Source organism: Streptomyces sp. NPDC007991, from assembly GCF_042958445.1.
Taxonomy (GTDB): Bacteria; Actinomycetota; Actinomycetes; order Streptomycetales; family Streptomycetaceae; genus Streptomyces.
This window is the reverse complement of sequence record NZ_JBIBJD010000010.1, coordinates 266,432-288,021: the sequence shown is the minus strand read 5'-3', so window position 1 is coordinate 288,021 and position 21,590 is coordinate 266,432. Positions and strand designations below refer to the sequence as shown.

Below are 21,590 nucleotides of genomic sequence, written 5' to 3'. Positions count from 1 at the left end.
GATGCGGGCCTTCATGAGCCTGGACGTCACCCTCATCCTGACCGGTGTCAACATCGCCGGTATCGGGTTGCTACGCGAGGCCAAAGTGGAACAGGAACAGCAGGCAGTGGGAGATGCCACAGCTGGAGTCGACCCGCATCCACGGCTTGGAGATCACCCAGACCGAGCATCGCTTCGAGCTCATCGAGCTCGACCGCTTCCGCTACACCACCCCGAAGCAGATTCAAGCCTTCGTCGACCACCTGAAGGGAATCGAGCGGCACCTGCGGCTGCTGAAAGGGACGGAGGGCATGCTCACCGGCGGCACCATGCCGGAGTACCTGATGCGTCGCACCGGTGGCGTCGTCGGCCTGCTGGGACGCTTGCTCGAGGACGGCGCCCAGGAGGCCGTGGAGTCCGGGAAGGAACTGATCGACGAGAGCCTACTGGACGAGATCGTGCTCCGTCGGGACGAACCAGCGCAGCCACCGGACGAGCCCCTGATCCCAGCCGACCCACTGACTGTCGGCAAGAAGACCAGGCAGGCGAAACGCCCCCGGAACACCGTTTTCGATGACTCTGGCCCGGCTGCCCGGGCAGGCGCCTGACGGATGGAGCCGTGATGCATCCACTGCCTCGGAGTCTCGAACCCCTGTCGGGAGAGTCCCTTGTCAGCTATCTGCTTCGACTCGGGCACCGTCTCGGTCTCTCACCTCTGCACCTGATCCGCGCGGCGGACTGGATCAAGCAAGGCAACCCCAATCACTTCCCCGGCAGTCTGCTGCTGGATCTTCCCAAGCCTCAGACCGAAGCATTCGCCCGGCTCACAGGACAGACTGCCAGGGAAGTATCCGCTCTTACGTTGACGCAGTGGCGGGACCGCTATTATCCAGAGCAATGCTCGGAACCTGTGGATCGGTGCTGGGAGGAACGCGGAGGGCGTACCTTCCCGATGATCCCTTGAAGGTCTCCGAGTAGGCCCGCGTTCGCAGCGCGGGTCGGGAAGGCACGCCCGTGCTGAGCGTAGTGAACGCCGACGGAAGTATCGCGTCCGGCTCCCTGATCGACGAGATCGTCCGCGAGGGCGCTCGCCGGATGCTGGCCGCCGCGCTGGAGGCGGAAGTCAACCAGTACATAGCCGAGTTGGCTGCCGATACTGACGAGCGCGGACGGCGCCTGGTCGTACGCAACGGCCACCACCGGCCCAGGACAGTCGTCACCGCGGCCGGGCCGATCGAGGTCACCGCGCCGCGCGTCAACGACCGCCGCATCGACGAGGCCACCGGCGAGCGCAAGCGGTTCTCCTCCAAGATCCTTGCGCCGTGGTGCCGCAAGTTACCGAAGATCTCGGAGGTGCTGCCCCTGCTCTACCTGCACGGACTGTCGTCCGGAGACTTCGTGCCCGCGCTGGAGCAGTTCCTCGGCGGCACGGCCGGACTGTCGGCCGCGACGGTGACCCGGCTGACGAAGCAGTGGAGCGACGACCACGCCGCCTTCCAGGACCGGGACCTGTCCGACCGCGACTTCGTCTACGTATGGGCCGACGGGGTCCACCCGAAGGTGCGGCTCGGCCAGGCGCACTCGTGCGTGCTGGTCCTCCTCGGCGTCCGCCTGGACGGCACCAAGGAGCTGGTCGCGCTGGCCGAGGGACTGCGGGAGTCCACCGAGTCGTGGGCCGACCTGCTGCGCGACTGCCGCCGCCGCGGCATGCGCGACCCCGAACTCGTCATCGGAGACGGCGCGATGGGCCTGTGGAAAGCCCTGATCGAGGTGTTCCCGACCGCTCGGCACCAGCGCTGCTGGGTCCATAAAGCCCGTAACGTGACGAACTGTCTTCCGAAGTCCGCACACGCGGGCGCGACGAAGGCCATGCAGGAGATCTACAACGCAGAGGACAGGGCCCACGCCGAGAAGGCGATCGAGGCGTTCTCCCGCACTTACGGCACAAAGTGGCCCAAGGCCGTTGCGAAGATCACCGACGACCGGGACGAACTGCTCGCGTTCTACGACTTCCCGGCCGAGCACTGGGTCCACCTGCGGACCACGAATCCCATCGAGTCGACCTTCTCCACCGTCAAGCTCCGGACCAAGGTCACCCGAGGCGCCGGCAGCCCGGCCGCGGCCCTGGCCATGGTGTTCAAGCTCGTCGAATCCGCCCAGGCCCGCTGGCGGGCGATCACCGGAGCCCACCTGGTCCCACTCGTCCGGGCCGGGGCCCGATTCGAGAACGGCCTGCTGGTCGAACGCACCGAAAGCCACGCGGCCTGAGGAGAATGCCCAGATGACCGTCTCCGACACCTACGGCACGAACTCCTACACGGCCAAGGAGTTGGCCAGCCTGCTCGCCGACCGACTCGACGTGACCTTCACCGAACGCGAGAGCGACTACCTCGGCGTCTACTTCCTGGCCACCCTCGCCGACACGACCCGCCTCCAGATCCAGCCGAACGCCATTCCCGGAGACGACGGGGAAGACGATCTCTACGACGACGAGCACCCCGACATGTCGGTACTCCTGCTCATCACCTCGCCGGCCGCGGCCGAGCCTCTCAGCGACGAGCTCTCGGCGGTCGGAGAACTCACCACGCTCCGATCAACTCGAAGCTGAGCAACTGCCGATCCACAAGTCTTGACTATTGCTCCCGCTATCCACCGATCGCCCGGTCCCTGCCCGGCCCGGGACGCTTGATGAGGCCAGACGCATGGCTCTACGTCGGCTCGCCCCGCTTCTGCCCCTCCTGCCTCGCGGGCGACGGCACTAGGGCCCAGCAACTGCACGGCGGGCCCTGGCTCAAGCTCTGGCACCTGCCCATCGTCTTCGCCTGCACCAAGCACAGGATCTATCTGGAAGCCGACTGCCCGCACTGCGGTCAGCCGCACGACACGCTAGGACCTCTGGTCCAGCGAGCCAACGACCATACGCTGCATCCAGCGCAATGCCGATGGACGTCGACGCACAGACCCCGAGGAGGAAGTCTTTCGCCTGCGCCGGCAGACTCGATCATCTCACCGTCTCTGCGCTTGACCGGCCACGACCGACTGCGGACATCCTCCGCTTCCAGAGAGCTCTACGTGGCCGCCTGAAAGCGCCCACTCGAACCACGGACGCGTCCGAGTACTTCACTGATCTCCGGCTCGCCACGGCACTGATCAGCGCAACATGGCCTCATAGTCGGTGCCTCCTCGACGCCGACACCGCTCAGCGACTCGATTCCAACTCGCGGAAACCGCATGCCGGTCCGGGCGGGAGGCAAACCCAACAAGTTCGCGACACACCACCGCGTGACCCCATTGCTGCGGAAATCTGCTCATGGCCGCAGATCGACTGCTCTCAAGAGACGACCTGCCTGACCTCACCTCGGAACTCACGCGCGCTGCCTTCGGCAGCCCATCAAGCCGAACGCCATGGGCCGTTCTCTACGACAAGCACAAGAGCGACTGCTTCGAGCGACTCCGCCAGGTCGCTGAACCCGTCACTCGAACGTTTCCCCGAGTCAACGGCCGCAGCGGCACACAAGCACCACTCCGACGCAACTACCAGCCCGAGCACATCCCGGCATTCCTGGAGCCGGACTGGTATCAACGCCACCTGGCCAGCTGCGCGGGCTCGGAAGCCAAGTCCGTGCGCAGGGCCGCCGCCGTCCGACTCGTCCAGTGGGCCGAGGGTGGAACCTACGACGAGGCCGCGCAGTTCCTCGGGATCACACCCGTCCAGACACGCCTACTCACTGCACGCGAGACCCGGCGCTCGGCGCGGACAGGCTGCAACCCTCTTGAATTCGACAGAGCCCTCCGCGCTCTTGCCTCCGAGCTGCAATCACCACTCCAACCACTCATTGACTACCGGCGCCGACGAAAAGCACTCCAGGAGTGGGTACTCAGCATCGACGCATGGAATGCGCTGGTCAGGGAATTTCCGCCTACGCTCGGCCAGTCCCGCACTCTCACCGATGACCGCAAGCGCCAGAACGTCTCAGTCTTCATCTGGACGTTGGTCACGCAAGGCGAGCACCTCTTCGCTCCCCGCCCACTCGAAGCCGCGCAACCCACTGAAATCCAGCAACAGTGGGCCGCACGGCGGAACACCACGTGGTTCCAGATGTCCCGCCCCAGTCCACTGCGCCACTATGCGGACCTGCGCAACGTTCTCGACAAGTACGCGCAACGACTCGCCTGGGACATCGACTCAGGTGAGGACGGAAGAGTGGAGTGAGAGTGTGCACCTCAACATGAGAGCGCACTGATAGCGGGCGCCCCGAGATGAGAGTGATGCAGGTCACTTTCAAAGGGTCCGAGTGCTCGCCGCCGCGGCAGGCCGCTGAGCCGGTGGCAACGACGTTGAGCCTGCTTGATTCCAGCCCGGCATAGCCACCCTCAACGGCGTGCCGCTAATGTCGGAGCGACGGCCCGTGAGCCTTCGCCGAAACTGGTACAGCGAAGGGCCCACGGACCATTCCGTCACCTCGGTGCCGAGCCGCGCTCCTTGAGCATGTCGGCCATGAGCGTCATCTCCGACTGCTGGGCTTCGACCATGCCCTGGGCCAGCTGCCGTTCCTGCGGCACCGTGCACTGCTGGGCGCAGCCTCGTGCCATGGTGACTCCACCCATGTGGTGGTCGGTGAGCAACTGGAGATAGAGGATCTCAGCGTCCTTGCCCTCGGCCTCGCGCAGTTGGTCGAGTTCGGTGTTGGTGGCCATCCCGGGCATCAGGGAACCGTCTTTGATTTCGTGGCCCGAGTGGCCGCCGTGGGCGTCCTTCATCCAGGTCATGTAGCCGTCCGTGGACGCCTTGGGCAGGCCCCACAGATCCAGCCAGCCCAGCAGCATGCCGCGCTGGTTGGCCTGGGTCTGGGCGATGTCGTACGCGAGGCGGCGTACATCCTCGTCGTCGGTGCGGTCGCGGACGATGAAGGACGTCTCGACGGCCTGCTGGTGGTGGACGGCCATGTCGCGGGCGAAGCCGGCGTCGGCCGAGTCGGTGGCAGGGGTTCCGGGCGACTCCTTGCTGCCGGAGGCAGCCACGATCCAGAGCACCAGACCGAGGGCCACAAGGGACGCCATAGCCACCAACGCCCATCGGCCGAGCACCGGTTTACCGCGTGGGGCTTGGTCGGCGTCCGATGTGCCGTGCTCGATGACGGGTGTGTCCATCATGTCTGGGTCAGTCCGTTCGTGCATGCGGCGCCCGGCTCAGGAGTCTGCGAGCCCTGGACGTACTTGGTCAGAAACTGCTCGACTCGCGGGTCCGACGCCTTGTCCACGGTGAGTTGGTAACCCCAGGCCGACAGCGTGATCGTCCCGGGCTGGTCGTCGACGGGGCTCATCAGCGTGTAGGGGGTCTTGGAGACCTTGTCGCTGAGTTTCTTGATGTCGGCGTCGGCGGCCTTGTCGTTGTACGTCACCCAGACCGCCCCGTGTTCGAGGGAGTGGACGGCGTTCTCCTTGCCTATGGCCTTGGTGTAGACGGTGCCGTCGCAGGTCATCCACGCCTGGCTGTGGTCGCCGCCGACGGGCGGGTTCATCGGGTAGTCGACGGCGGACTGGACGTGGTTGCGGCCGAGCTTCTTCGCGTCCCACGTCTTCTCTCCGCGTACGGGCTTCTTCGCGGCGGCGGCCTGCTGCTCGTCCTTCTCGTTGGCCTTGTTCAGGGCATACGCGCCGAAGCCGGCCACTCCGGCGACGATGACCGCGCTGAGCGTGATGGTGAGGATGCGGTTACGGCGCTCGCGGGCTCTTTCGGCGCGGCGCATCTCCTCTATGCGGGCCTTGCGAGACGTTGCGGCGGCCTTCTTGCTCGTCTTGCTCATGACTGGGTGTCCTTCCGTCCCGCCGTACGGCGGTCGGTGCGGGGATGGAGTGGATGTCTTTGAGCGCGTGCGCACGGGTGAGCGCACAGCGTCATGGCATCCGCTCAGGTCCGCAGCACCTGAAGGACGTGGAGGTCAGGAGCGCCGGTGGTCGGGGGAGGCTGGGCGAGAAGCGCGGGGTTGACCTGCCACCAAGGGAGATCCGGCATGCGGGGCAGGAGTGCCGACATCGGTTGAACGGGGGCCGCGAGTACCGCGGCTGCCGCGTGTGCGGCTGTAGCGCAGCACACATCGCCAGTCGGACAGTCGCCCGCGTGTACGACCGCTCTGGTGCGGTGCTCGGCTGGGTCGCCTGCCGGCATCGGCGGGCTGGAAGCGTCGGTCATGGTGGTTAGGGAAGCGGTTGGGTTACGGCTGTCGCCGTGTTCCGCGTAGTCCAGGCACATCACCACAGCCGTGAGCAGGACGGCGAGAGCAAGGCAGAGGTCCGGGGCCCACGTGGTCCACCACGCTCCGCGGGGTCTGCGCTGCACCGGCGGCGTCCTGCTCGTCATCACGGTGATGTTAATCGGTCCTGTGGGTCCTGGGGCGTTCGGGCGCCAACCGTGGAAGCCGAACCGTGCGGGGGACGCCAGAGAGGGGCGGCCCCCAAGCCCGGTCAGGCGAGGGCGGCTGTCTGTTCCCGCGGCGCGGCAAGGCGTCCGCTGCGGGCGAGCGCTTTCACGGAGACCGCGCAGGCGAGCCCGGTCACGGTCAGGGCGCACCAGGTCAGCCATAGGGCGTCGTGCCGTTCGGCGAAGTCCCACAGGGCGCCGGTGGCGAGGTTGCCGAGAGTGATGCCGAGGCCGGAGACGGTGTTGTACAGGCCGTAGTGGGTGGCGACGAGATGGTTGCCGGAGAGCGTGACGACGGTGTCCATCTCGAAGGGATAGACCACCGTGCTACCGGCCGCGAGCAGCGCCACGGCGCCCACGAGGGCGAAGAGGACGGCGGAGGTGGCGTCGGGCGGTGTGAGGGCCAACGGCAGAAAGGCCAGGCCCATCACGGCCAGTCCGCGGACCATCGCCTGTGCGGGACTCCAACGTAGTTTGGCCCAGCCCGTCAGCCGCAGTTGCCCCATGACGGCGACTGCGGCCGAGACGACGAACAAACCGCTCGTCACCCACGTCCCCTTGGAGCCGAGGGTGTCGTCGGCGGCCAAGGGCAGGGCCAGATAGACCTGGAAGGTCAGGACGTACGAGCCGATCATCGCGGTGGCGAAGAGCAGAAAGGGCCGGTTGGTCACGACCGTGCCCCACTGGGTCAGGACCTTCTCCGGCTTCGAGCCGGCCGTCTCACCTCTCCGGGCGGGCAGCGCACGCCCTTGCAGTACGGTCAGGACGGCGAAGATCGCGGCGGCGACCGTGCAGACGAGGCGGAAGTCGGTGGCCAGCAAGGCCAGCCCCACCAGCGGGCCGAGGAGCATGCCGGCCTGGTAGTAGACGTTGAAGGTGGCGAAGGCGTCCACGCGCCGCTCGCCCGCCTCGGCGGCGAGGTAGGCGCGGACGGCCGGGTTGAACAGGGCGCCCGCGAAGCCGGTGGCTGCCGAGGCGGCGATGAGGGCGGGGAGGTTGTCGACCCAGCCGAGCAGGCCGAAGCCGGCGGTGCGCAGCAGGCAGCCCGCCATGATCGGGGCCTTGTAGCCGAAACGGTCCGCGATGGTGCCGCCGACGAGGAACATGCCCTGCTGGGAGAAGTTCCGCACGCCCAGGACGAGTCCGACCGCCCAGGCCGCCAGGCCGAGCCCACCGGAGAGGTGGGCGGCGAGGTAGGGCATGAGCATGTAGAAGGCGAGGTTGATGGCGAACTGGTTGGCCATCAGCAGCCGCGCGGCGGGCGGGAAGGAGCGGGTCTGCCGCCACAGGTTGTTCATCGGACGGCTCCTGCGAGGGTGTGGGCGGCGGCATCGGGCTCGGCCGTGGCGAGGGGATCGATCACATGCGTGCAGCGCGTCCAGCGGGTCACGGTCCGGTCGCTGGAGTGGGTGATCATGTCGGGCTCATCGGCGGGCCGGTGGTCCAGGAGGCCGTGTTCACGGCAGTAGGCGTCGTTGAAGACGGTGCCCACGTAGCGTTGCGGCCCGTCGGGGAAGACTGCGACGACCCGGTTCTCGGCCGACAGGGTGCATGCCAGCCAGCGGGCGACGAGCGCGACGGCGCCGACGCTCCAGCCGCCGGTGGCGTAGTGGTCACGGGCCAGGCAGCGTGCCGCCCAGACGGCTTCTGGAGCGGCGACCCAGTGCACCTCGTCGAACAGGTCGTAGGCGACGTTACGGGGGTGGATGCTGCTGCCCAGGCCCCGCATCAGCCGTGGTGCAGCGGGCTGGCCGAAGATGGTCGACCCGGTCGTGTCCACGCCGACCACGCGAAGGCGGGGGAAGAAGCCGCGTAGCACGGAGGCGATCCCGGCTGAGTGGCCGCCGGTGCCGACGGAGACGACGAGAGTGTCGATCCGGCCGAGCTGGGCGACGAGTTCGTGGGCGAGCGGGGCGTAGGCGGCGACGTTGTCGGGGTTGTTGTACTGGTCCGGGCACCAGGCATCGGTGTGGACGGTGAGCAGTTCCTCGACCCGCCGACGGCGGGCCTCCTGCCACCCCCCTGTGGGGTGTGGGGTGTCGACGAGTTCCACTTCGGCGCCGTACGCCGTGAGGAGCCCGGTCATCAGGGGTTCCATACCGGGGTCGGTGACGACGGTGACCGGGTGACCGTACGTGGCACCGGCCAGGGCCAGGCCGAGGCCGAGCGTGCCGGAGGTGGACTCGACGATGCGGGCGCCGGGCAGGAGCTGCCCGCGGTCCCGGGCGGCGCGGAGCATGTGCAGGGCGGTGCGGTCCTTGATGCCACCGGGGTTGTGGCCCTCGAGTTTGGCCCAGAAGCCCCGTCCGGCAGCGGTGAAAGGTGCGCCGATCCACAGGACGGGGGTGTCACCGACCAGTCCGGCGGGGGTGTGCATCGGGCGTTTGGTGTCGGCGAGGAGTTGGGCGGGTGCGACGAGACTCGCGGTGGGGGTGGTCTGGTTCATGGCGTGCTTCTCCCGCGGCCGGCGGCGCACACGGCTGACGGCCGTTGAGTGGTGGAGGAGGCTGGACTGAGCGGGAGCCGACGCCGGGGCATACGAGTGCCGTCCGGACTACCGGCTCAGGAGCGATCAGGTCCGCCACACGCCGAGGCGGGCCCGCTCGCGGTGAACGGACGAGGGGGCGAGATCCGGGGACGCTTGTGGCCACTGTCGCAGGTCATCGGGTGACGTGCCGACGGGCTCGGCGGTCGGCCGATCGTGAACCGAATCAGCGACCGGCGTGCCGTCACGCGACGGCTGCGCAGTCGGCTCGTCCAGGCCGAAGCAGTGCACCCTGCCGTCCTTGGCCGGATCGGGCGCCTGGGGCGACGCATCGCAGGCCGCCGAAGAAGACGGCCCGGAGGATGCGGTGGAGACGATCAGGATCGCATCCGCACGGCCCCCTCCAGCCGGGGCGGGTCCGTGGCCGCACGCCAGCACGTGTACCAGTGCGGCCAAGAGCACCGCGAGCACCACCCCGGTCCGCGACACGGGGCGGTTGCTGCGGCTCGCCGACCAGACACCCATCAACACAGAACGTAATTGACCATGCGCATAAAGTGCGCGTCGGGAACTGGAGTCGCCGTCAGCTGCGGCATCCGCCATCCGGCGCTGAATCCAAGCTTCGTCGCTGGTCGAGCGGGTCAGCGCTGCCAGGACACCGGATGCGGTCATTCACCGTAACGGGGGAATCCAGCGCGTCCGACAGGGCCGGCCATGGCCGCCCCAGGCCGGACCCACTCGCGCGCTACAACGGGCGACTCTCTCCCAATTGGGAGATTGCTCGTGCGATGAGGGACGGCGTGTTGGTCATCTCACCCCTTCTTCTGCGGAGTTCAGCACGCACGAGGAGCACGGCCCGGTAACGTTCCGGCATCGGCAGAAAGCGAACCATCGGGGGTCCAGCAGTGATACGGCGCATGACGGCAGCCATCGTGCTGCTGGCTGCCGCCCTGCTGCTGCACATCGCCACGCCCCACCACTCCACAGCCGCTCCCTTGGCCACGCCCGCGATGGCCCCGGCCGTCGAACCGGAGTCCAGGAAGACGTACGACCCCACAGCCTTGCTGGTGCACTCGCACAAGAGCTCCGAGCTCCATGCGGAGGCACTCGACGCTCCAGCGTGGCTGCCCCGAGCGAGCGAGCCCGTCTCCGAGCCCGCACAGCTGGACAAGGCCGCGGAAGACCCCGCCATCGTGACCGCCGGATCCCGCCCAGCTCTGCCACGCACGGCAAGAGACGTCCGCAACCCGGCCTCGGGAGCAGCGCCCACGCCCAGTAGCTTGCAAACGTTCCGCTGCTGATCGGCAGCGTGCTGCGAGCACACTTCCATCGTCCGCTGCTCCCCATCGCCGACCGCGGTGGAGCCGGCATACCCGGAAGCCCGCAGCACGCCCTCTTCGCACCCTTTCATCCAGAGAGCCCTACGAAGAGTCACGAGGCCCATTCCCATGCACGCTCTCATCGAGCACGCTCGTTCGTTCCCCGAGAAGGTCGCCGCCGACCAGCAGGAGGAGTTCGCTCAACTGGCGCGGGGCCAGCAGCCCCAGGCCCTGTTCATCTCCTGCTCCGACTCCCGCGTCGTCCCCGCCATGATCACCGGTGCCCGCCCCGGTGACCTGTTCGAAGTGCGCACCGCGGGCAACATCGTCCCGCCCTACCGAGGGCAGGCCGCCTGCGGTGTGGCCGGATCCCTGGAATTCGCCGTCCAGGCCCTGCAGGTGCCCGACATCATCGTGTGCGGCCACTCCCACTGCGGCGCCGTCCAGGGACTGATTCGCGAGCAGAACGTCCACACGATGCCGCTGGTACGACGCTGGCTGTCCCGGGCCGGCCACCGCGGCAAGGCAGACGAGCCGTGGCAGATCCAGGGCCTGGGCGAGGACCCCACCGCCGTGACCCAGCAGCACGTGCTCACTCAGCTCGCCCACCTGCGCAGCTACCCCTTCATCTCCCGGCGTCTGTCGTCGGGGCGGCTGCGGCTGCACGGCTGGTACTACACCGTCGAGACCGGCGAAGTCCTCTTCGCCATGCCCGGCACCCGCGCCTTCAAGCCCCTGTGACCGACCGGACCACGGCCCCGCACACACCCGTTCCGGTCGCGTGCCACGCGACGTTCCTTCCCCCACAGAGAGAACGCCATGACCTCACCCTTCGCATCCCTACGGTCCGCCCTGCGCACCGACTTCACCTCCTCCCTGGTCGTCTTCCTCGTCGCCGTCCCGCTGTGCGTGGGCGTCGCCGTCGCCTCCGACGTCCCGGCCGAACTGGGCCTGATCACCGGCATCGTCGGCGGTCTGGTCACCGGACTGCTGCCCGGCAGCAGCCTCCAGGTCAGCGGCCCGGCGGCCGGCCTGACCGTCCTGGTCTTCACCGCCGTCAACGACTACGGGCTGTCCGCCCTCGGCGTGATCGTGCTGGCCTCCGGCCTGCTCCAACTCACCCTCGGCGCCCTGCGTCTGGGCCGCTTCTTCCGCGCCATCTCACTGTCCGTGGCGCACGGGATGCTCGCCGGTATCGGCCTGGTGCTGATCGCCGGACAGGTGTACGCCCTCGCCGACCGCAAGGCACCGGGCAGCGGCACATCGAACATCGCCGGACTGCCCGGGCTGGCGTTCGACGTCATCACCTCGGACCCCGCCCTGATCGCCGTCGGCATCGGCGCCGGGACGGTCGTCGTCATGACGCTGTGGAAGAAGCTGCCCGATAAGGCCCAGCTGTTGCCCGGTCCGCTGGTCGCGGTCGGTGTGGCGACCCTCGCCACCGCCCTCCTCGACCTGCCCATCGCCCGTGTCGAGGTCAGCGGACTGGTGGAGGCGATCCAGCCGCCCGGCGGAAGCGACTTCGCACGCCTGGCGGAAGTCGGTCTGCTGACCACCATCGTCGCGTTCACGTTGATCGCCTCAGCCGAGTCGCTGTTCAGCGCCGCCGCGGTGGACCGCCTGCACGACGGCCCGAAGACGGACTACGACAAGGAGCTGATGGCCCAGGGCGCCGGCAACACCCTGTGCGGGATGCTGGGCGCCCTGCCGATGACCGCGGTGATCGTTCGCAGCGCAGCCAACGTCCAAGCGGGCGCCAAGACCAAGGTCTCCCGCGTCCTGCACGGCGTGTGGCTGCTCCTGTTCGCCGCCCTCAGCCGTGGTGCTGGTGATCACAGCGGGGGCCATCCTGGTCACCAACATGTTCGAGGGCGTCCTGATCGGACTGCTGCTCGCCGTGGTCAAGGCGGCTTGGGAGACCTCACACGTCCACATCGACATCGACGATGCCGGTGAAGGGCCGGTGCGAGTGCGGATCCGCGGCCACGCCACCTTCCTGCGCCTGCCGCGCATCCTCGACGCCCTGGAACAGCTGCCCGCCGACCGACCGGTGGAGCTCAACCTCGCCGGACTGCGGCACCTCGACCACGCCTGCATGAGCGCCCTGCAGCACTGGGCGGATCAGCACAACGCCCACACCGTTCACCCCGAGCGCGCCCCCGCCTCGGCGTGAGCCATCGGTCCGTGGGGCGGTGTTCCGGCCGCTCCACGGACCAGCCGTGACATACCGGGGTGAACAGGGATGAGCTTTCACCCGTACCCCTAGTCGTAGTCGTATGCCTCACCGCCCGGTGCGGCAGGAACAGCCCGGAGACGGAGAAGGCACGTGCCACAGCAGCCGCACCGAGGACGCACCAGCCGTACTCTGCCCACCACCCGCCTGATACGCGGCGCCGCGCTCGCGGGAAGCCTCGCCCTTCTCCCCCTTGCCACAGCGTGCAGCGGTGGAGCGGACGACGCTGCGGTGAACAGCGACCCTTCGAAGATCTCAGCCGCTCCCGCAGCCGGGGTCGTAGCACCGGCGAAAGTAGAGGTGATCGCGCAACTGACCGGCTGCAAGCCCAAGATCCGCATCGAGGCGGACGAACTGCGCCAGGGCCTCTGCCACACGCCGAAGGTCGACTACCTCATCACGACCTTCCCTGAGGAGAAGTACAAGCAGACCTGGCTGGAGTCCGCTGCCATCTACGGGGGCAAGTACCTGGTCGGCTCGCGGTGGATCGTCAGCGCGAAAGAGCCGAAGATGCTGGACGAGTTCCGTTCCAAGCTCGGCGGAACCATTCAGCAGCTGCGGGGCATAGGTCCGACGCCCGCCCCGAAGGCGTCGTAGCGGCACTCCCCCTCCACCCCCCACGGCCACGTACGACTTGCCTGTTCGGAGGCTGCTTCATGCCCACGGCATCACGCCGGGCCAAGACCCCGTTGGCCGCGCTGGTCCTGGTCGGCACTGTGCTCGCCCTCTTGCTCGGCGGCGCGGGACCCGCCTCCGCACACGCCATCGTGACCCGATCCGACCCAGCGGACGTCTCCGTCCTCAAAACCGCACCGAAGCAGGTCACCCTCACCTTCAACGAAGCCGTCCGCCTCGCCGACGGCTCCCTGCGCGTCCTGTCCCCGAAGAACCTGCGCGTCGACCGGGGATCGGTCCAGCACGCGGCCGGGAAGACGAACACCGCCCGCGTCAGACTGACCGACAAGCTGCCCGAAGGTACCTACACCGTGTCCTGGCGGGTCGTCTCCTCGGACAGCCACCCGATCTCCGGCGCGTTCACCTTCTCCATCGGCGAGCCCTCCCCCAACGCCGCCACAGTGCCGGCCGAGTCCCGCCCCGACACGTCCCTTACCCGCCCGTACGGGTTCTTCCGCTACGTCGCTTACGGCGCTCTAGCCCTGCTCATCGGCATCGCGCTGTTCACCCTCCACTGCTGGCCGGCCAGCGCCACACTGCGCCCGCTGCGCAAGCTGCTACTGACCGGATGGGCAGCGCTGTTCGCCTCCACCATCGTGCTGTTGCTGCTGCGCGGCCCCTATGAGAGCGGCAAGAGCCTTACTGCGGTGCTCGACCTGTCGCTGCTGGGCCGAACCCTCATGGGCAGGAGCGGGCTGGCACTGGGCTCACGGCTCGTCCTGGTCATGGTGGCAGGCGTCCTCCTGGCTCTGTTCGCCGTGCGGCTCCGCCGCGAAGCCGACAGGCAACCGAGCCGTGCGGCCAGCGGATCCGCACCGACCGATCAGCCCGCCGAGAAACCGCAGTCCGGCATCGGCGTACATGTCGTCGGCGCGCTGCTCGCCGTGGGTCTGGCCCTCACCTGGGCCGCCGCCGAGCACGCCTCCGCCGGTCTCCATGTTCCGCTGGCGATCCCGGTCGCCGTGCTGCATCTGCTCGCCATGGCGGTGTGGCTCGGCGGTCTGGTCGCACTCGTGGTCGCCCTGTTCCCGGCCCCCGCCCACACAGTGATCCCGGCGGCGGCGGTCGCGCGCTTCTCTCGGCTGGCCTTCGCCGCGGTCGTCGTCCTGGTCACCACCGGCATCTACCAGTCCTGGCGGCAGGTGGGCTCCGTCGAGGCCCTGTCCACCACCGAGTACGGCCGACTCCTCGTCTTCAAGTCCATCGCCGTGGTGCTGGTGCTGACCGTGGCTGCGTCCTCCCGCCGGTGGACGGCTCAGCTCATCCAGGAGCATCCGCCGAAGGAATCCGTCTCGGCAGCCGAACCCCATCCCGTACCTGCGGCGCAGACCGTAGGCGCCGGTGCTTCGACCGCTGTGGGCGGCGCCAGCACCGCCGAGTCTTCCGCTCCGTACGATTCGGCCGACGGCCCGGACTCTGCCGACACTTCCTCGCCGCCAGCCACCGACCACCACCGACGCGCCCTGCGCCGGTCTGTCGCCGTCGAAGCCCTGCTCGGTGTCGTCGTCCTGGCGATCACCACGCTGCTCACGGGCACTCAGCCCAGCCGCGCCGCCACCCAGAGCGCCGCCGCGCTCGCGGCAGCCCGGGCACCGGCGGCGCAGGTGGCGGTGATTCCGTTCGACACCGGCACACCGAACGGCAACGGCAGGGTGCAGATCACCTTCCTGCCCGGCCGCGTGGGCGACAACACGGTGGAAATTCTGCTGTTCGGTGCCGACGGGGGCGTGATCGCGGTCCCCGAACTCCAGCTCACCCTCACCCAGCACGCCCAGCGGATCGGCCCCCTAGACGCGAAGCTCATCAACCGGGGCGGATATTGGATCAGCGACCGCCTGCGCATTCCGGTACCCGGCACTTGGACCCTGCGGGTCGCCGTACGTGTCACCGACATCGACCAGGTCACCGTCACCAAGAACGTGACCATCAAGCCGTCGCCGACCTGACCGGACGACGACACTGCTCAGCTTTGCTGCCCCGGGCCGTCACCTCGAAGGGCCCCGGTCAGCAGCGGACCGGCGGCACCACCACTTCCGGGCCAACTGCGGCCGTATGTGGGGCGGAACCACTTCCGCCCCACTTAGACGTCAGCGACGGTCAGCTGGACGACGCGCTGGCGCGTCGCTTCACGAGCCACCACGCGCCCCCGCCCACGGCGAGCAGCGCCACGACCACCCCGGCGATGCCCAGGCCCGCCGAACTGCTGTCCCTCTCGGCGGCCTTGTCGTCCGTGTCAGAACCGGTGGCCGCGGTGTTCGACTCCGTGGCCGACGGGGTCGGGCTGGCCGCCTCACTCTCGGTCGGGCTGGCCGCCTCACTCTCGGTCGGGCTGGGGCTGACCGCAGTCGCTCCGGGCGCTGCCGCCTTCAATTTCAGGACGGGCGCGGGCTGTTTGGGCTCGGTGTCCCCGCCGGGCAGCTCGATCCAGCGGGAGATTTCGCCGTCGCTGTAGGTCTCGATCGTCTTGAACGCGATCTCCTTCGCATCGGGCAGTTGCCGGACCTTGATCTTGTGCTCGGCGTCGACTCCCGCCTTCAGGGCGGGGCCGGCCACCGTGTATCCGCCGTCGGTGGCCTTCAGCTTCCAGCCCTTGGGAGCTTCGGTGAGCGTCACGTCTCCGAAGGCGATGCCGTCCGGCAGCACGACACGCATCTGGGTGAAGCCCGCAGAGGCGGATTCAGCCTCGGAGACGAACGTGAGGGTGACGTTCTCGGCGAGGGCCTGCGGGGTGTCGGCCTCGACTTCCGCGTGCGCGGCGGCCGGTGCGGCCAGGGCGAGCGTGGCCGTCAGCGCGGCGGCACCGGCAAGAGCGATCTGGCGACCGGTTCGGGCCACCGGGGACATGGACATTGGCACAGGGGAACTCCTTGCTGATAGGGGAAGAGTCGGCCCTCAGACGCCGGGCCGGGTGACGGACCGGAGATGCTCTGATCGCGGTGGTCCCCTGCGCACCACCGCATGCTCCAGTACGTCGTCCCATACCCGTGCCGCTACCTCGACACAGGCGCCGAGCCCCCGGTCGGGCAACGCGAACGGCATCCCGCCGGTGCGGCGCACCAGCCGCGGCAGCACATGGGCCAGTGCAGCCGCAGCCTTCCTGGCGAGCGTGCCCAGCACGCCGAGCGCGGCCGTCATGCGTGCGTCTGCCCGATGCAGCAGCCAGGCCACGACCAGCGCGGCGACCACGTGCACCGTGGTCATCGCCGTACCGGCATGATGCCAGGTGTGCCCGTCCCCGACTTCGGCCGAGCCGTGCCCGGTGTGCATCGCGTGCCCGGGCATCGCCCGCCGAGTGTCGCCGTCCATGAAGGACAGCGCGACATGCAGCACACCCTGCGTGACCAGCGTGCACACGACGGTCGCGGCAGGCGTGTAGCGGCGGCGTGCCAGCGGCCAGACGGCCGCGAGCTGAGCCACCATCGCCAGGCCCATGAGCCGCCAGGGCACTGCGCTTTCGACGATCGCGTGGTGGCCGAAGGTCGCCAGCACGGTTCCGAGCACAGCGAACAGGCCGGCCCGGGCGCACGCTCCCGCGCGGCTCGCCAAACGTGTTGAGGCAAGCGCTTCGTGCCTGGTCACGCGATCACGCTGCACGATCGCCCATCATCCTCCGCCGTTCGGCGGCCGTCCCGGAAACAGCCGTACGAGGCCCGACTCGCCGGGCGGCGCGGTCAGTCCCGGGTAGCGATCGCCTGGGCGAGCCGGTCCGGGGTCCGGGTGGACAGATAGAGATACGGAGTGGGATCGCCCGGGTCGAGGACCTCGACGCGCACCGCCCCGGGGATGAAGCTGCGCATCACCATGAAAGCCCGCAGATCGGCCTTGTACGTCCGCCAGGCCCTGGCTTCCTCGCCCTCCAGGACCTCCGGCTGCCCCAGCGCGGCCAGCGGGATGCGGGCATCCGCGACGAACAGCGTGTCCTCGGTGACCCGGATGCGGGTCGATCCCTGCGCGCTGACGTACATCCCGGCCAGACAGGTGCCGATGGCCAGGGCTATGAGGGCCGCAATGAGCCCGTAGGGCATGAAGACCGCGGCCAGGGAGAGACCGAAGAGGACGGATATGGCCCACCAGGACCTGGGAGCGGTCAGACGTTCGTCGTAGAGGAGTCGGCTGGTACGGAGCACGGGCGTTCACCTTGTCGTGTACGTCAGTCGGGTGGGACGTGTTCACGCGCGCAACGACGCGCGGACGGATGCGTGAGGAGTCAGCGCGGCCGCGCTGGCCGTGTGCGCGCTCGCCTGATGGCTGCTCCAGTGGCATCTAGATGCCGACGGTGAAATCAGCGGACCAGGTCTGCATCTGGCTGATCAGGTAGCCCCACACGCCGGTGACCATCAGCAGGCCGGTGGCGATCATCATGCCGCCGCCGATCCGCATCACCCACTGGTGGTGAGCCTTGACCCAGGCGAACACCCCGAGCGCCTTGCGGAACGCCAACCCCGCCACGATGAAGGGCACCCCCAGACCGACGCAGTAGGCGACAGTGAGGAACGCACCACGCCCGGCGCTGGCCTCGCTGAATGCGAGTGCCTGGACAGCGGCCAGGGTTGGGCCGATGCACGGCGTCCAGCCGATGCCGAAGACCACGCCCAGCATGGGCGCTCCGGCCAGCCCGATCGTCGGGCGCCGGTGCAGACGCCACTCCCTGCGCATCCCGGGCAGCACACCCATGAAGGACAGGCCCATGACGATCGTCAGTGCGCCCAGGATCCGGATCAGCGGCTCCTGGTATTGCAGCAGGGCGTTGCCCGCATAACCGAACGCGGCGCCGAAGGAGACGAACACCGCGGTGAACCCGGCCAGGAACAGCAGCGTGCCGGCCAGGATGCGACCACGCCGCGCCTCCGCCAGGTCGGCGCCGCTGACCCCGGTGACGTAGGAGAGATAACCGGGAACCAGCGGCAGAACACACGGGGAGAAGAAGGAGACCGCCCGGCGAGAACCGCGATCGGCAGCGCCATCATGAGCGAGCCGCTGAGCACAGTGGCCTCCAACCCGGCCGCGATCACCACAGCTCAGCCTCCTTCGGAGCGGGTTGCCGCGAGCACAGAAGGAGCCGGGCCTGGTGGATCAGGTGGTGCATGATGCTGCCTCCCCCATCCGTCAGTCGGACAGCCGGTCGTCGATGAGTGCCTTGAACTCCTTGTACGAGGCAGGGGGCTGGATCTTGGTGCCGTCGAGGAAGAAGGTCGGAGTGCCCTGGACGCCCAAGCCAACGCCGTCACGCTGGTCGTACTGAACGCGTCCGGCCGTCTCCGGATCGGTGAAATCGGCGTCGAACTTCTTCATGTTCAGCCCCAAATCCTTGGCGTAGCCCCGGAAGACGGACTCCTTCCACTCCTGCGACTCGCCCCACTCCTTCTGGGTCGTGAAGAGCTTGGTGTACATCGCCTCGAACTTGCCCTGCTGTGCGGCGGCTTCGGCGGCGCGTGCGGCGGGCTCGGCGTTGCGGTGTCCGGGCATGGGGAAGTAGCGGGCGACGAAGGTGACCCGGTCGCCGTACTCCTCGCGCAGCCGCTCCACGACGGGGTAGTACGCCCCGCACGCCTCGCACTCGAAGTCGAGGAACTCGACGACCGTGAGTTCGCTCCGCTTCGGCTCGCTCAGGCGGTGGCTGGACGCACGGACGGGCTGCGCCTGGGCGGCGGGCTGCACGTCCACCCCGGCGCTGCCGCGGTCGTCGGGCCTGAAGAGCAGGTAGGAGCCCAGGGCGGCGGCGAAGCCGGCCACTAGGACTGCGACGACGATCAGGTGCTTGTACAGCTTCTTCATGATTCCTCGGTGGGGGTTGTGGTGCGGGCGGGACGCCGATCGCGGGAGTGCAGGCCGGCCAGGTAGGCGTTGTAGGCGGCGAGCGGGTCGCCCGCGTCGCCGCGGTCGATCTGCCGGTCGACGCGGCGTGCCTCACGCAGGTCGGAGCGGACCCACTGGATGGCGAGGATGATCGTGGTGATCAGGACGGGGATGTCACCGGTGGCCCAGGCGATGGCCCCGGCGTCGTACTGGTCGGCCATCGCGTCCTCGACCCAGGGCCGGTCGAGCAGCGACCACCAGCCCTCTCCGATCAGCGCGGACGAGCTCATCAGCGAGATGCTGAACCAGGAGTGGAACGGCATCGTGAGGATGAGCACGAACAGCCGGCCCAGGTGCGGCGGGCGGCGCGGGCCGGGGTCGATGCCGATGATCACCCAGAAGAACAGCAGCCCGGCGGCCAGGAAGTGCACCAGCATGAACATGTGCCCGAGGTGGCTGCCCATCAGCGTCTCGAACAGCGAGGTGTAGTAGACGACGAAGGCACTGCCGATGAACAGCAGGCTCGCCACGACCGGATTCGAGACGAGCTTCACGTAGCGGCTGTGCAGCAGCTTCAGCAGCATCTCGCGCGGACCGTCCGGTTCCCCCTTCGGGACGGCGGGGAGCGCACGCAAAGCCAGCGTGGCGGGCGCGCCCAGCACCAGCAGGATCGGCACCGTCATCGCGAGGATCATGTGCTGGCCCATGTGCACGCTGAACAGCACCTTGCCGTACACCGCGAGGCCGCTCATCGTGGCCAGGACGGCCACCGCCAGACCCAGCAGCCACGACACCGTCCGCCCGACCGGCCACTTGTCGCCCCGGGCTCGCAGCTTCCGCACCCCCGCGAGGTACAGCAGGGCGGCAGCGGCCGTTCCGAAGGCGAACAGCGGATCGAAGTGCCACTGCGTGAACAGTGGAGTCCAGGGAAAGTCGCCCAGCGGCGGCGGCATGGGAAAGCCGAGAAGTTCCTCGGTGGGCGAGAGCGAAGCGTCCTGTTCGCCGGGCGGCGGTGTCCGGGACAAGGCCACCGCGAGGCCCATCGCCGCCGCCATGAGCAGCAGTTCACCGGCCGCCAGTCGGACGAACGCCCCCCTTACGCCGTTCGCGAGCGCGGGCAATGTGCGCCGCCGGTGCCACCAGCCGATGCCACCCAGCAGCGCGAGCGCGATCACCTTGCCGAGGATCATCAGCCCGTACCGGCTGGTGAACACCTCCTCCGGGGACGGGAGCCGGACTGTGGCGTTGACGAGCCCGCTGGCCGCGACCGCGATCAGGGCCCAGGCGGCGAGCGGGCTGAAGCGCCGGGCCGCGTCCGCTGCCTGTTCCTCTCGCCGGGCAGCGGCGATCAGCACGAAGACCAGTCCGCCGACCCACACGGCCACGCCCGCCAGGTGCAGGGCGAGGCTCGTCACCGCGGCATCGTGGTTTCCGGAGGCGGAGGAATGGCCGGTGAAGGCGGGTGGCAGCAGGCCCGCGACAGCGACCAGCAGCGCCCATCGCGCCCATCGGGCTGTTCCGATACCGATGCAGAGTATGGCGATCACGCAGCCGGCCGCTGCCATCAGGGCGTACGAGCGTCCTTGGGCATCCGTCGTGACGAAGTCCGCCAGCACGCCGGGAGAGACGATCTCCGTGGCCGGCTGGGCGAACAGGTCCGACAGCGTGAAGACCAGGGCGGCGGCCGACCCGGCGGCCCACAACGTCGCCGCAGCCGCAGCCCAGTTCAGGTAGCGCAACTGCGCAGGGCACAGCTTCTTGCCGCCAGGCAGCAGAACGACCACCAGCAGAAGTGCGCCGACGGTGGCCACCGCGGCGGCGTCCGTGACAGTGCGGGCCACCGGAAGACCCCACGCGGTCACGGCGCCGGCATCCTCGATGCCGGGGGTCCCGACCGCCGCACCGCCACCGGCCCACATCCCGACCACGGTCACGGCGACGGCCACACCCGCCGCCGCGAGCAGCACGAGGGGAAGCCGTGACAGTCGCCCGGTCCTGGTGGCGCCCTCAGTCGCCATGACCGGCCCGCCTCCGCCGCGCCGCGTACGCGCCCACCGCCGCCACGACCAGGGCCAGCGCCCCTCCACCGAAGAGGGCGGAGGCACCGATGCCGGACCACTCCTCACCGGCCTGGTCCGCTGCGGCCGTACGGGAGGTAGGCGGGGCCGGCGCGTCGGCTGTCTCCGCAGCCCGCGGCGACGCGCTCGGGCTGCCGGTCGCCCGCACGATGAAGGTGTACGAGCCCGAGACCGGGTGGCCATCGGCGGAGACCACCCGGTACCCCACGGTGTAACGGCCGGGCGGGGACGCCGTGTCGATTGGGAGGGCCACGGTCTTGCCGTCGACCTGTGGGTCTCCTGCGGCAGCCGACTTGCCGTCCGGGCCGGTGATGGCGACCTTGGCGTACTTCCGGGTCATCGCGTCGCTGAAGGTCAAAGTGACGCGCGAGGGCAGCCCGGCGAGGGTGGCGCTCTTGCCGGGGCTGCTGGTGTCGAGCTCGGTGTGCGCGGCGGCCTGCGGAGCCGCGACTGCCAGCACCGCCAGGGCGGCGGGTGCGACGAGGACGCGCGCCGCCGTGCGGGCGGCACGCCGGTCGGTGACGTTCATGGTGCGGGACTCTCTGTCCCCCGGCGACCTGGCCGCCGGGACGAAGGGGCCGGCCCGCCGCGCGGTCACCCTCGC

General features: G+C 69.0%; 20 protein-coding genes and 3 pseudogenes. 11 read left to right on the top strand and 12 right to left on the bottom strand.

Annotated elements, in window-relative coordinates; translation table 11 throughout:
- Window positions 1-113 precede the first annotated feature (113 nt).
- The 6 genes and pseudogenes from ACFZDA_RS28810 (at window position 114) to ACFZDA_RS28785 (ending at window position 4,192) form a co-directional block, all read left to right on the top strand.
- Window positions 114-587: a hypothetical protein gene (locus tag ACFZDA_RS28810; RefSeq protein WP_391087268.1), complete on the top strand. Its 474-nt coding sequence runs from the start codon at window positions 114-116 to the stop codon at window positions 585-587.
- Between the two features lie 14 nt (window positions 588-601).
- The gene (locus ACFZDA_RS28805; RefSeq protein ID WP_391087008.1) at window positions 602-943 is read left to right on the top strand and encodes a TniQ family protein; all 342 of its coding nucleotides are present in this window, start codon (window positions 602-604) and stop codon (window positions 941-943) included.
- 50 nt (window positions 944-993) lie between these two features.
- Window positions 994-2,226: pseudogene (locus tag ACFZDA_RS28800) on the top strand (IS256 family transposase); the annotation flags it as partial.
- A gap of 34 nt (window positions 2,227-2,260) precedes the next feature.
- Entirely contained in the window at window positions 2,261-2,587 is a 327-nt protein-coding gene (locus ACFZDA_RS28795) for a hypothetical protein (RefSeq protein ID WP_391087005.1), read from the top strand.
- A gap of 80 nt (window positions 2,588-2,667) precedes the next feature.
- Window positions 2,668-3,063, top strand: a complete 396-nt coding sequence (locus ACFZDA_RS28790) for a TniQ family protein (protein WP_391087002.1) — start codon at window positions 2,668-2,670, stop codon at window positions 3,061-3,063.
- A 226-nt stretch (window positions 3,064-3,289) separates the two neighbouring features.
- Window positions 3,290-4,192 (top strand): hypothetical protein, encoded by a 903-nt coding sequence (locus ACFZDA_RS28785; RefSeq protein ID WP_391086998.1) that lies wholly within the window; start codon window positions 3,290-3,292, stop codon window positions 4,190-4,192.
- A gap of 245 nt (window positions 4,193-4,437) precedes the next feature.
- Here the strand turns inward: ACFZDA_RS28785 and ACFZDA_RS28780 are convergent, their stop codons facing one another.
- From ACFZDA_RS28780 to ACFZDA_RS28760, 5 genes are all read right to left on the bottom strand, one after another.
- Window positions 4,438-5,040 carry a DUF305 domain-containing protein gene (locus tag ACFZDA_RS28780; RefSeq protein WP_391086996.1) on the bottom strand — a complete coding sequence of 201 codons (603 nt, stop codon included), beginning with the start codon at window positions 5,038-5,040 and terminating at the stop codon, window positions 4,438-4,440.
- 89 nt (window positions 5,041-5,129) lie between these two features.
- A complete protein-coding gene (locus ACFZDA_RS28775) occupies window positions 5,130-5,786 on the bottom strand; it encodes a DUF3105 domain-containing protein (protein WP_391086993.1) in 657 nt (218 codons plus the stop codon).
- A 658-nt stretch (window positions 5,787-6,444) separates the two neighbouring features.
- A complete protein-coding gene (locus ACFZDA_RS28770; RefSeq protein WP_391086990.1) occupies window positions 6,445-7,698 on the bottom strand; it encodes an MFS transporter in 1,254 nt (417 codons plus the stop codon).
- The gene (locus ACFZDA_RS28765) at window positions 7,695-8,846 is read right to left on the bottom strand and encodes a pyridoxal-phosphate dependent enzyme (protein WP_391086988.1); all 1,152 of its coding nucleotides are present in this window, start codon (window positions 8,844-8,846) and stop codon (window positions 7,695-7,697) included. Before ACFZDA_RS28765 ends, ACFZDA_RS28770 begins: the two co-directional genes overlap by 4 nt.
- Window positions 8,847-8,972: 126 nt before the next feature.
- Window positions 8,973-9,557, bottom strand: coding sequence for a hypothetical protein (locus ACFZDA_RS28760; RefSeq protein ID WP_391086985.1), 585 nt, complete (start codon window positions 9,555-9,557; stop codon window positions 8,973-8,975).
- 245 nt (window positions 9,558-9,802) lie between these two features.
- On the opposite strand from ACFZDA_RS28760, the gene ACFZDA_RS28755 reads away from it, so the two are divergent.
- The 5 genes and pseudogenes from ACFZDA_RS28755 (at window position 9,803) to ACFZDA_RS28735 (ending at window position 15,058) form a co-directional block, all read left to right on the top strand.
- Complete coding sequence (locus tag ACFZDA_RS28755; protein ID WP_391086982.1) at window positions 9,803-10,186, top strand: hypothetical protein; 384 nt, start codon at window positions 9,803-9,805, stop codon at window positions 10,184-10,186.
- Between the two features lie 147 nt (window positions 10,187-10,333).
- Window positions 10,334-10,945 (top strand): carbonic anhydrase, encoded by a 612-nt coding sequence (locus ACFZDA_RS28750; protein WP_391086979.1) that lies wholly within the window; start codon window positions 10,334-10,336, stop codon window positions 10,943-10,945.
- Window positions 10,946-11,023: 78 nt separating this feature from the next.
- A pseudogene (locus ACFZDA_RS28745) lies at window positions 11,024-12,377 on the top strand (SulP family inorganic anion transporter).
- A 210-nt stretch (window positions 12,378-12,587) separates the two neighbouring features.
- Window positions 12,588-13,034 (top strand): hypothetical protein, encoded by a 447-nt coding sequence (locus ACFZDA_RS28740; protein ID WP_391087252.1) that lies wholly within the window; start codon window positions 12,588-12,590, stop codon window positions 13,032-13,034.
- Between the two features lie 59 nt (window positions 13,035-13,093).
- On the top strand, window positions 13,094-15,058 hold the full coding sequence (locus ACFZDA_RS28735; RefSeq protein WP_391086976.1) for a copper resistance protein CopC: 1,965 nt from the start codon (window positions 13,094-13,096) through the stop codon (window positions 15,056-15,058).
- Window positions 15,059-15,209: 151 nt separating this feature from the next.
- Here the strand turns inward: ACFZDA_RS28735 and ACFZDA_RS28730 are convergent, their stop codons facing one another.
- The 7 genes and pseudogenes from ACFZDA_RS28730 to ACFZDA_RS28700 all read right to left on the bottom strand — a co-directional run bounded on the left by ACFZDA_RS28730 (window position 15,210) and on the right by ACFZDA_RS28700 (window position 21,515).
- Window positions 15,210-15,962, bottom strand: a complete 753-nt coding sequence (locus ACFZDA_RS28730; RefSeq protein ID WP_391086973.1) for a DUF1775 domain-containing protein — start codon at window positions 15,960-15,962, stop codon at window positions 15,210-15,212.
- A gap of 42 nt (window positions 15,963-16,004) precedes the next feature.
- Window positions 16,005-16,706 (bottom strand): hypothetical protein, encoded by a 702-nt coding sequence (locus ACFZDA_RS28725; protein WP_391086970.1) that lies wholly within the window; start codon window positions 16,704-16,706, stop codon window positions 16,005-16,007.
- A 77-nt stretch (window positions 16,707-16,783) separates the two neighbouring features.
- Window positions 16,784-17,239: a DUF3093 family protein gene (locus ACFZDA_RS28720; protein ID WP_391086967.1), complete on the bottom strand. Its 456-nt coding sequence runs from the start codon at window positions 17,237-17,239 to the stop codon at window positions 16,784-16,786.
- 136 nt (window positions 17,240-17,375) lie between these two features.
- A pseudogene (locus ACFZDA_RS28715) lies at window positions 17,376-18,079 on the bottom strand (cytochrome c biogenesis CcdA family protein).
- A 139-nt stretch (window positions 18,080-18,218) separates the two neighbouring features.
- Entirely contained in the window at window positions 18,219-18,887 is a 669-nt protein-coding gene (locus tag ACFZDA_RS28710; RefSeq protein ID WP_391086964.1) for a thioredoxin domain-containing protein, read from the bottom strand.
- On the bottom strand, window positions 18,884-20,926 hold the full coding sequence (locus tag ACFZDA_RS28705; RefSeq protein WP_391086961.1) for a cytochrome c oxidase assembly protein: 2,043 nt from the start codon (window positions 20,924-20,926) through the stop codon (window positions 18,884-18,886). The genes ACFZDA_RS28710 and ACFZDA_RS28705 overlap by 4 nt, the downstream gene beginning before the upstream one ends.
- Window positions 20,916-21,515, bottom strand: a complete 600-nt coding sequence (locus tag ACFZDA_RS28700; protein ID WP_391086958.1) for a copper resistance protein CopC — start codon at window positions 21,513-21,515, stop codon at window positions 20,916-20,918. The genes ACFZDA_RS28705 and ACFZDA_RS28700 overlap by 11 nt, the downstream gene beginning before the upstream one ends.
- Window positions 21,516-21,590: the final 75 nt, after the last annotated feature.

What these genes read in the sequence shown, in the direction of transcription:
- ACFZDA_RS28810 (WP_391087268.1), top strand. Translation starts at nt 114, where the DNA reads ATGCCACAGCTGGAGTCGACCCGCATCCACGGCTTGGAGATCACCCAG.
- ACFZDA_RS28805 (WP_391087008.1), top strand. Translation starts at nt 602, where the DNA reads ATGCATCCACTGCCTCGGAGTCTCGAACCCCTGTCGGGAGAGTCCCTT.
- ACFZDA_RS28795 (WP_391087005.1), top strand. Translation starts at nt 2,261, where the DNA reads ATGACCGTCTCCGACACCTACGGCACGAACTCCTACACGGCCAAGGAG.
- ACFZDA_RS28790 (WP_391087002.1), top strand. Translation starts at nt 2,668, where the DNA reads ATGAGGCCAGACGCATGGCTCTACGTCGGCTCGCCCCGCTTCTGCCCC.
- ACFZDA_RS28785 (WP_391086998.1), top strand. Translation starts at nt 3,290, where the DNA reads ATGGCCGCAGATCGACTGCTCTCAAGAGACGACCTGCCTGACCTCACC.
- ACFZDA_RS28780 (WP_391086996.1), bottom strand. Translation starts at nt 5,040, where the DNA reads ATGGCGTCCCTTGTGGCCCTCGGTCTGGTGCTCTGGATCGTGGCTGCC.
- ACFZDA_RS28775 (WP_391086993.1), bottom strand. Translation starts at nt 5,786, where the DNA reads ATGAGCAAGACGAGCAAGAAGGCCGCCGCAACGTCTCGCAAGGCCCGC.
- ACFZDA_RS28770 (WP_391086990.1), bottom strand. Translation starts at nt 7,698, where the DNA reads ATGAACAACCTGTGGCGGCAGACCCGCTCCTTCCCGCCCGCCGCGCGG.
- ACFZDA_RS28765 (WP_391086988.1), bottom strand. Translation starts at nt 8,846, where the DNA reads ATGAACCAGACCACCCCCACCGCGAGTCTCGTCGCACCCGCCCAACTC.
- ACFZDA_RS28760 (WP_391086985.1), bottom strand. Translation starts at nt 9,557, where the DNA reads ATGACCGCATCCGGTGTCCTGGCAGCGCTGACCCGCTCGACCAGCGAC.
- ACFZDA_RS28755 (WP_391086982.1), top strand. Translation starts at nt 9,803, where the DNA reads ATGACGGCAGCCATCGTGCTGCTGGCTGCCGCCCTGCTGCTGCACATC.
- ACFZDA_RS28750 (WP_391086979.1), top strand. Translation starts at nt 10,334, where the DNA reads ATGCACGCTCTCATCGAGCACGCTCGTTCGTTCCCCGAGAAGGTCGCC.
- ACFZDA_RS28735 (WP_391086976.1), top strand. Translation starts at nt 13,094, where the DNA reads ATGCCCACGGCATCACGCCGGGCCAAGACCCCGTTGGCCGCGCTGGTC.
- ACFZDA_RS28730 (WP_391086973.1), bottom strand. Translation starts at nt 15,962, where the DNA reads ATGTCCATGTCCCCGGTGGCCCGAACCGGTCGCCAGATCGCTCTTGCC.
- ACFZDA_RS28710 (WP_391086964.1), bottom strand. Translation starts at nt 18,887, where the DNA reads ATGAAGAAGCTGTACAAGCACCTGATCGTCGTCGCAGTCCTAGTGGCC.
- ACFZDA_RS28705 (WP_391086961.1), bottom strand. Translation starts at nt 20,926, where the DNA reads ATGGCGACTGAGGGCGCCACCAGGACCGGGCGACTGTCACGGCTTCCC.
- ACFZDA_RS28700 (WP_391086958.1), bottom strand. Translation starts at nt 21,515, where the DNA reads ATGAACGTCACCGACCGGCGTGCCGCCCGCACGGCGGCGCGCGTCCTC.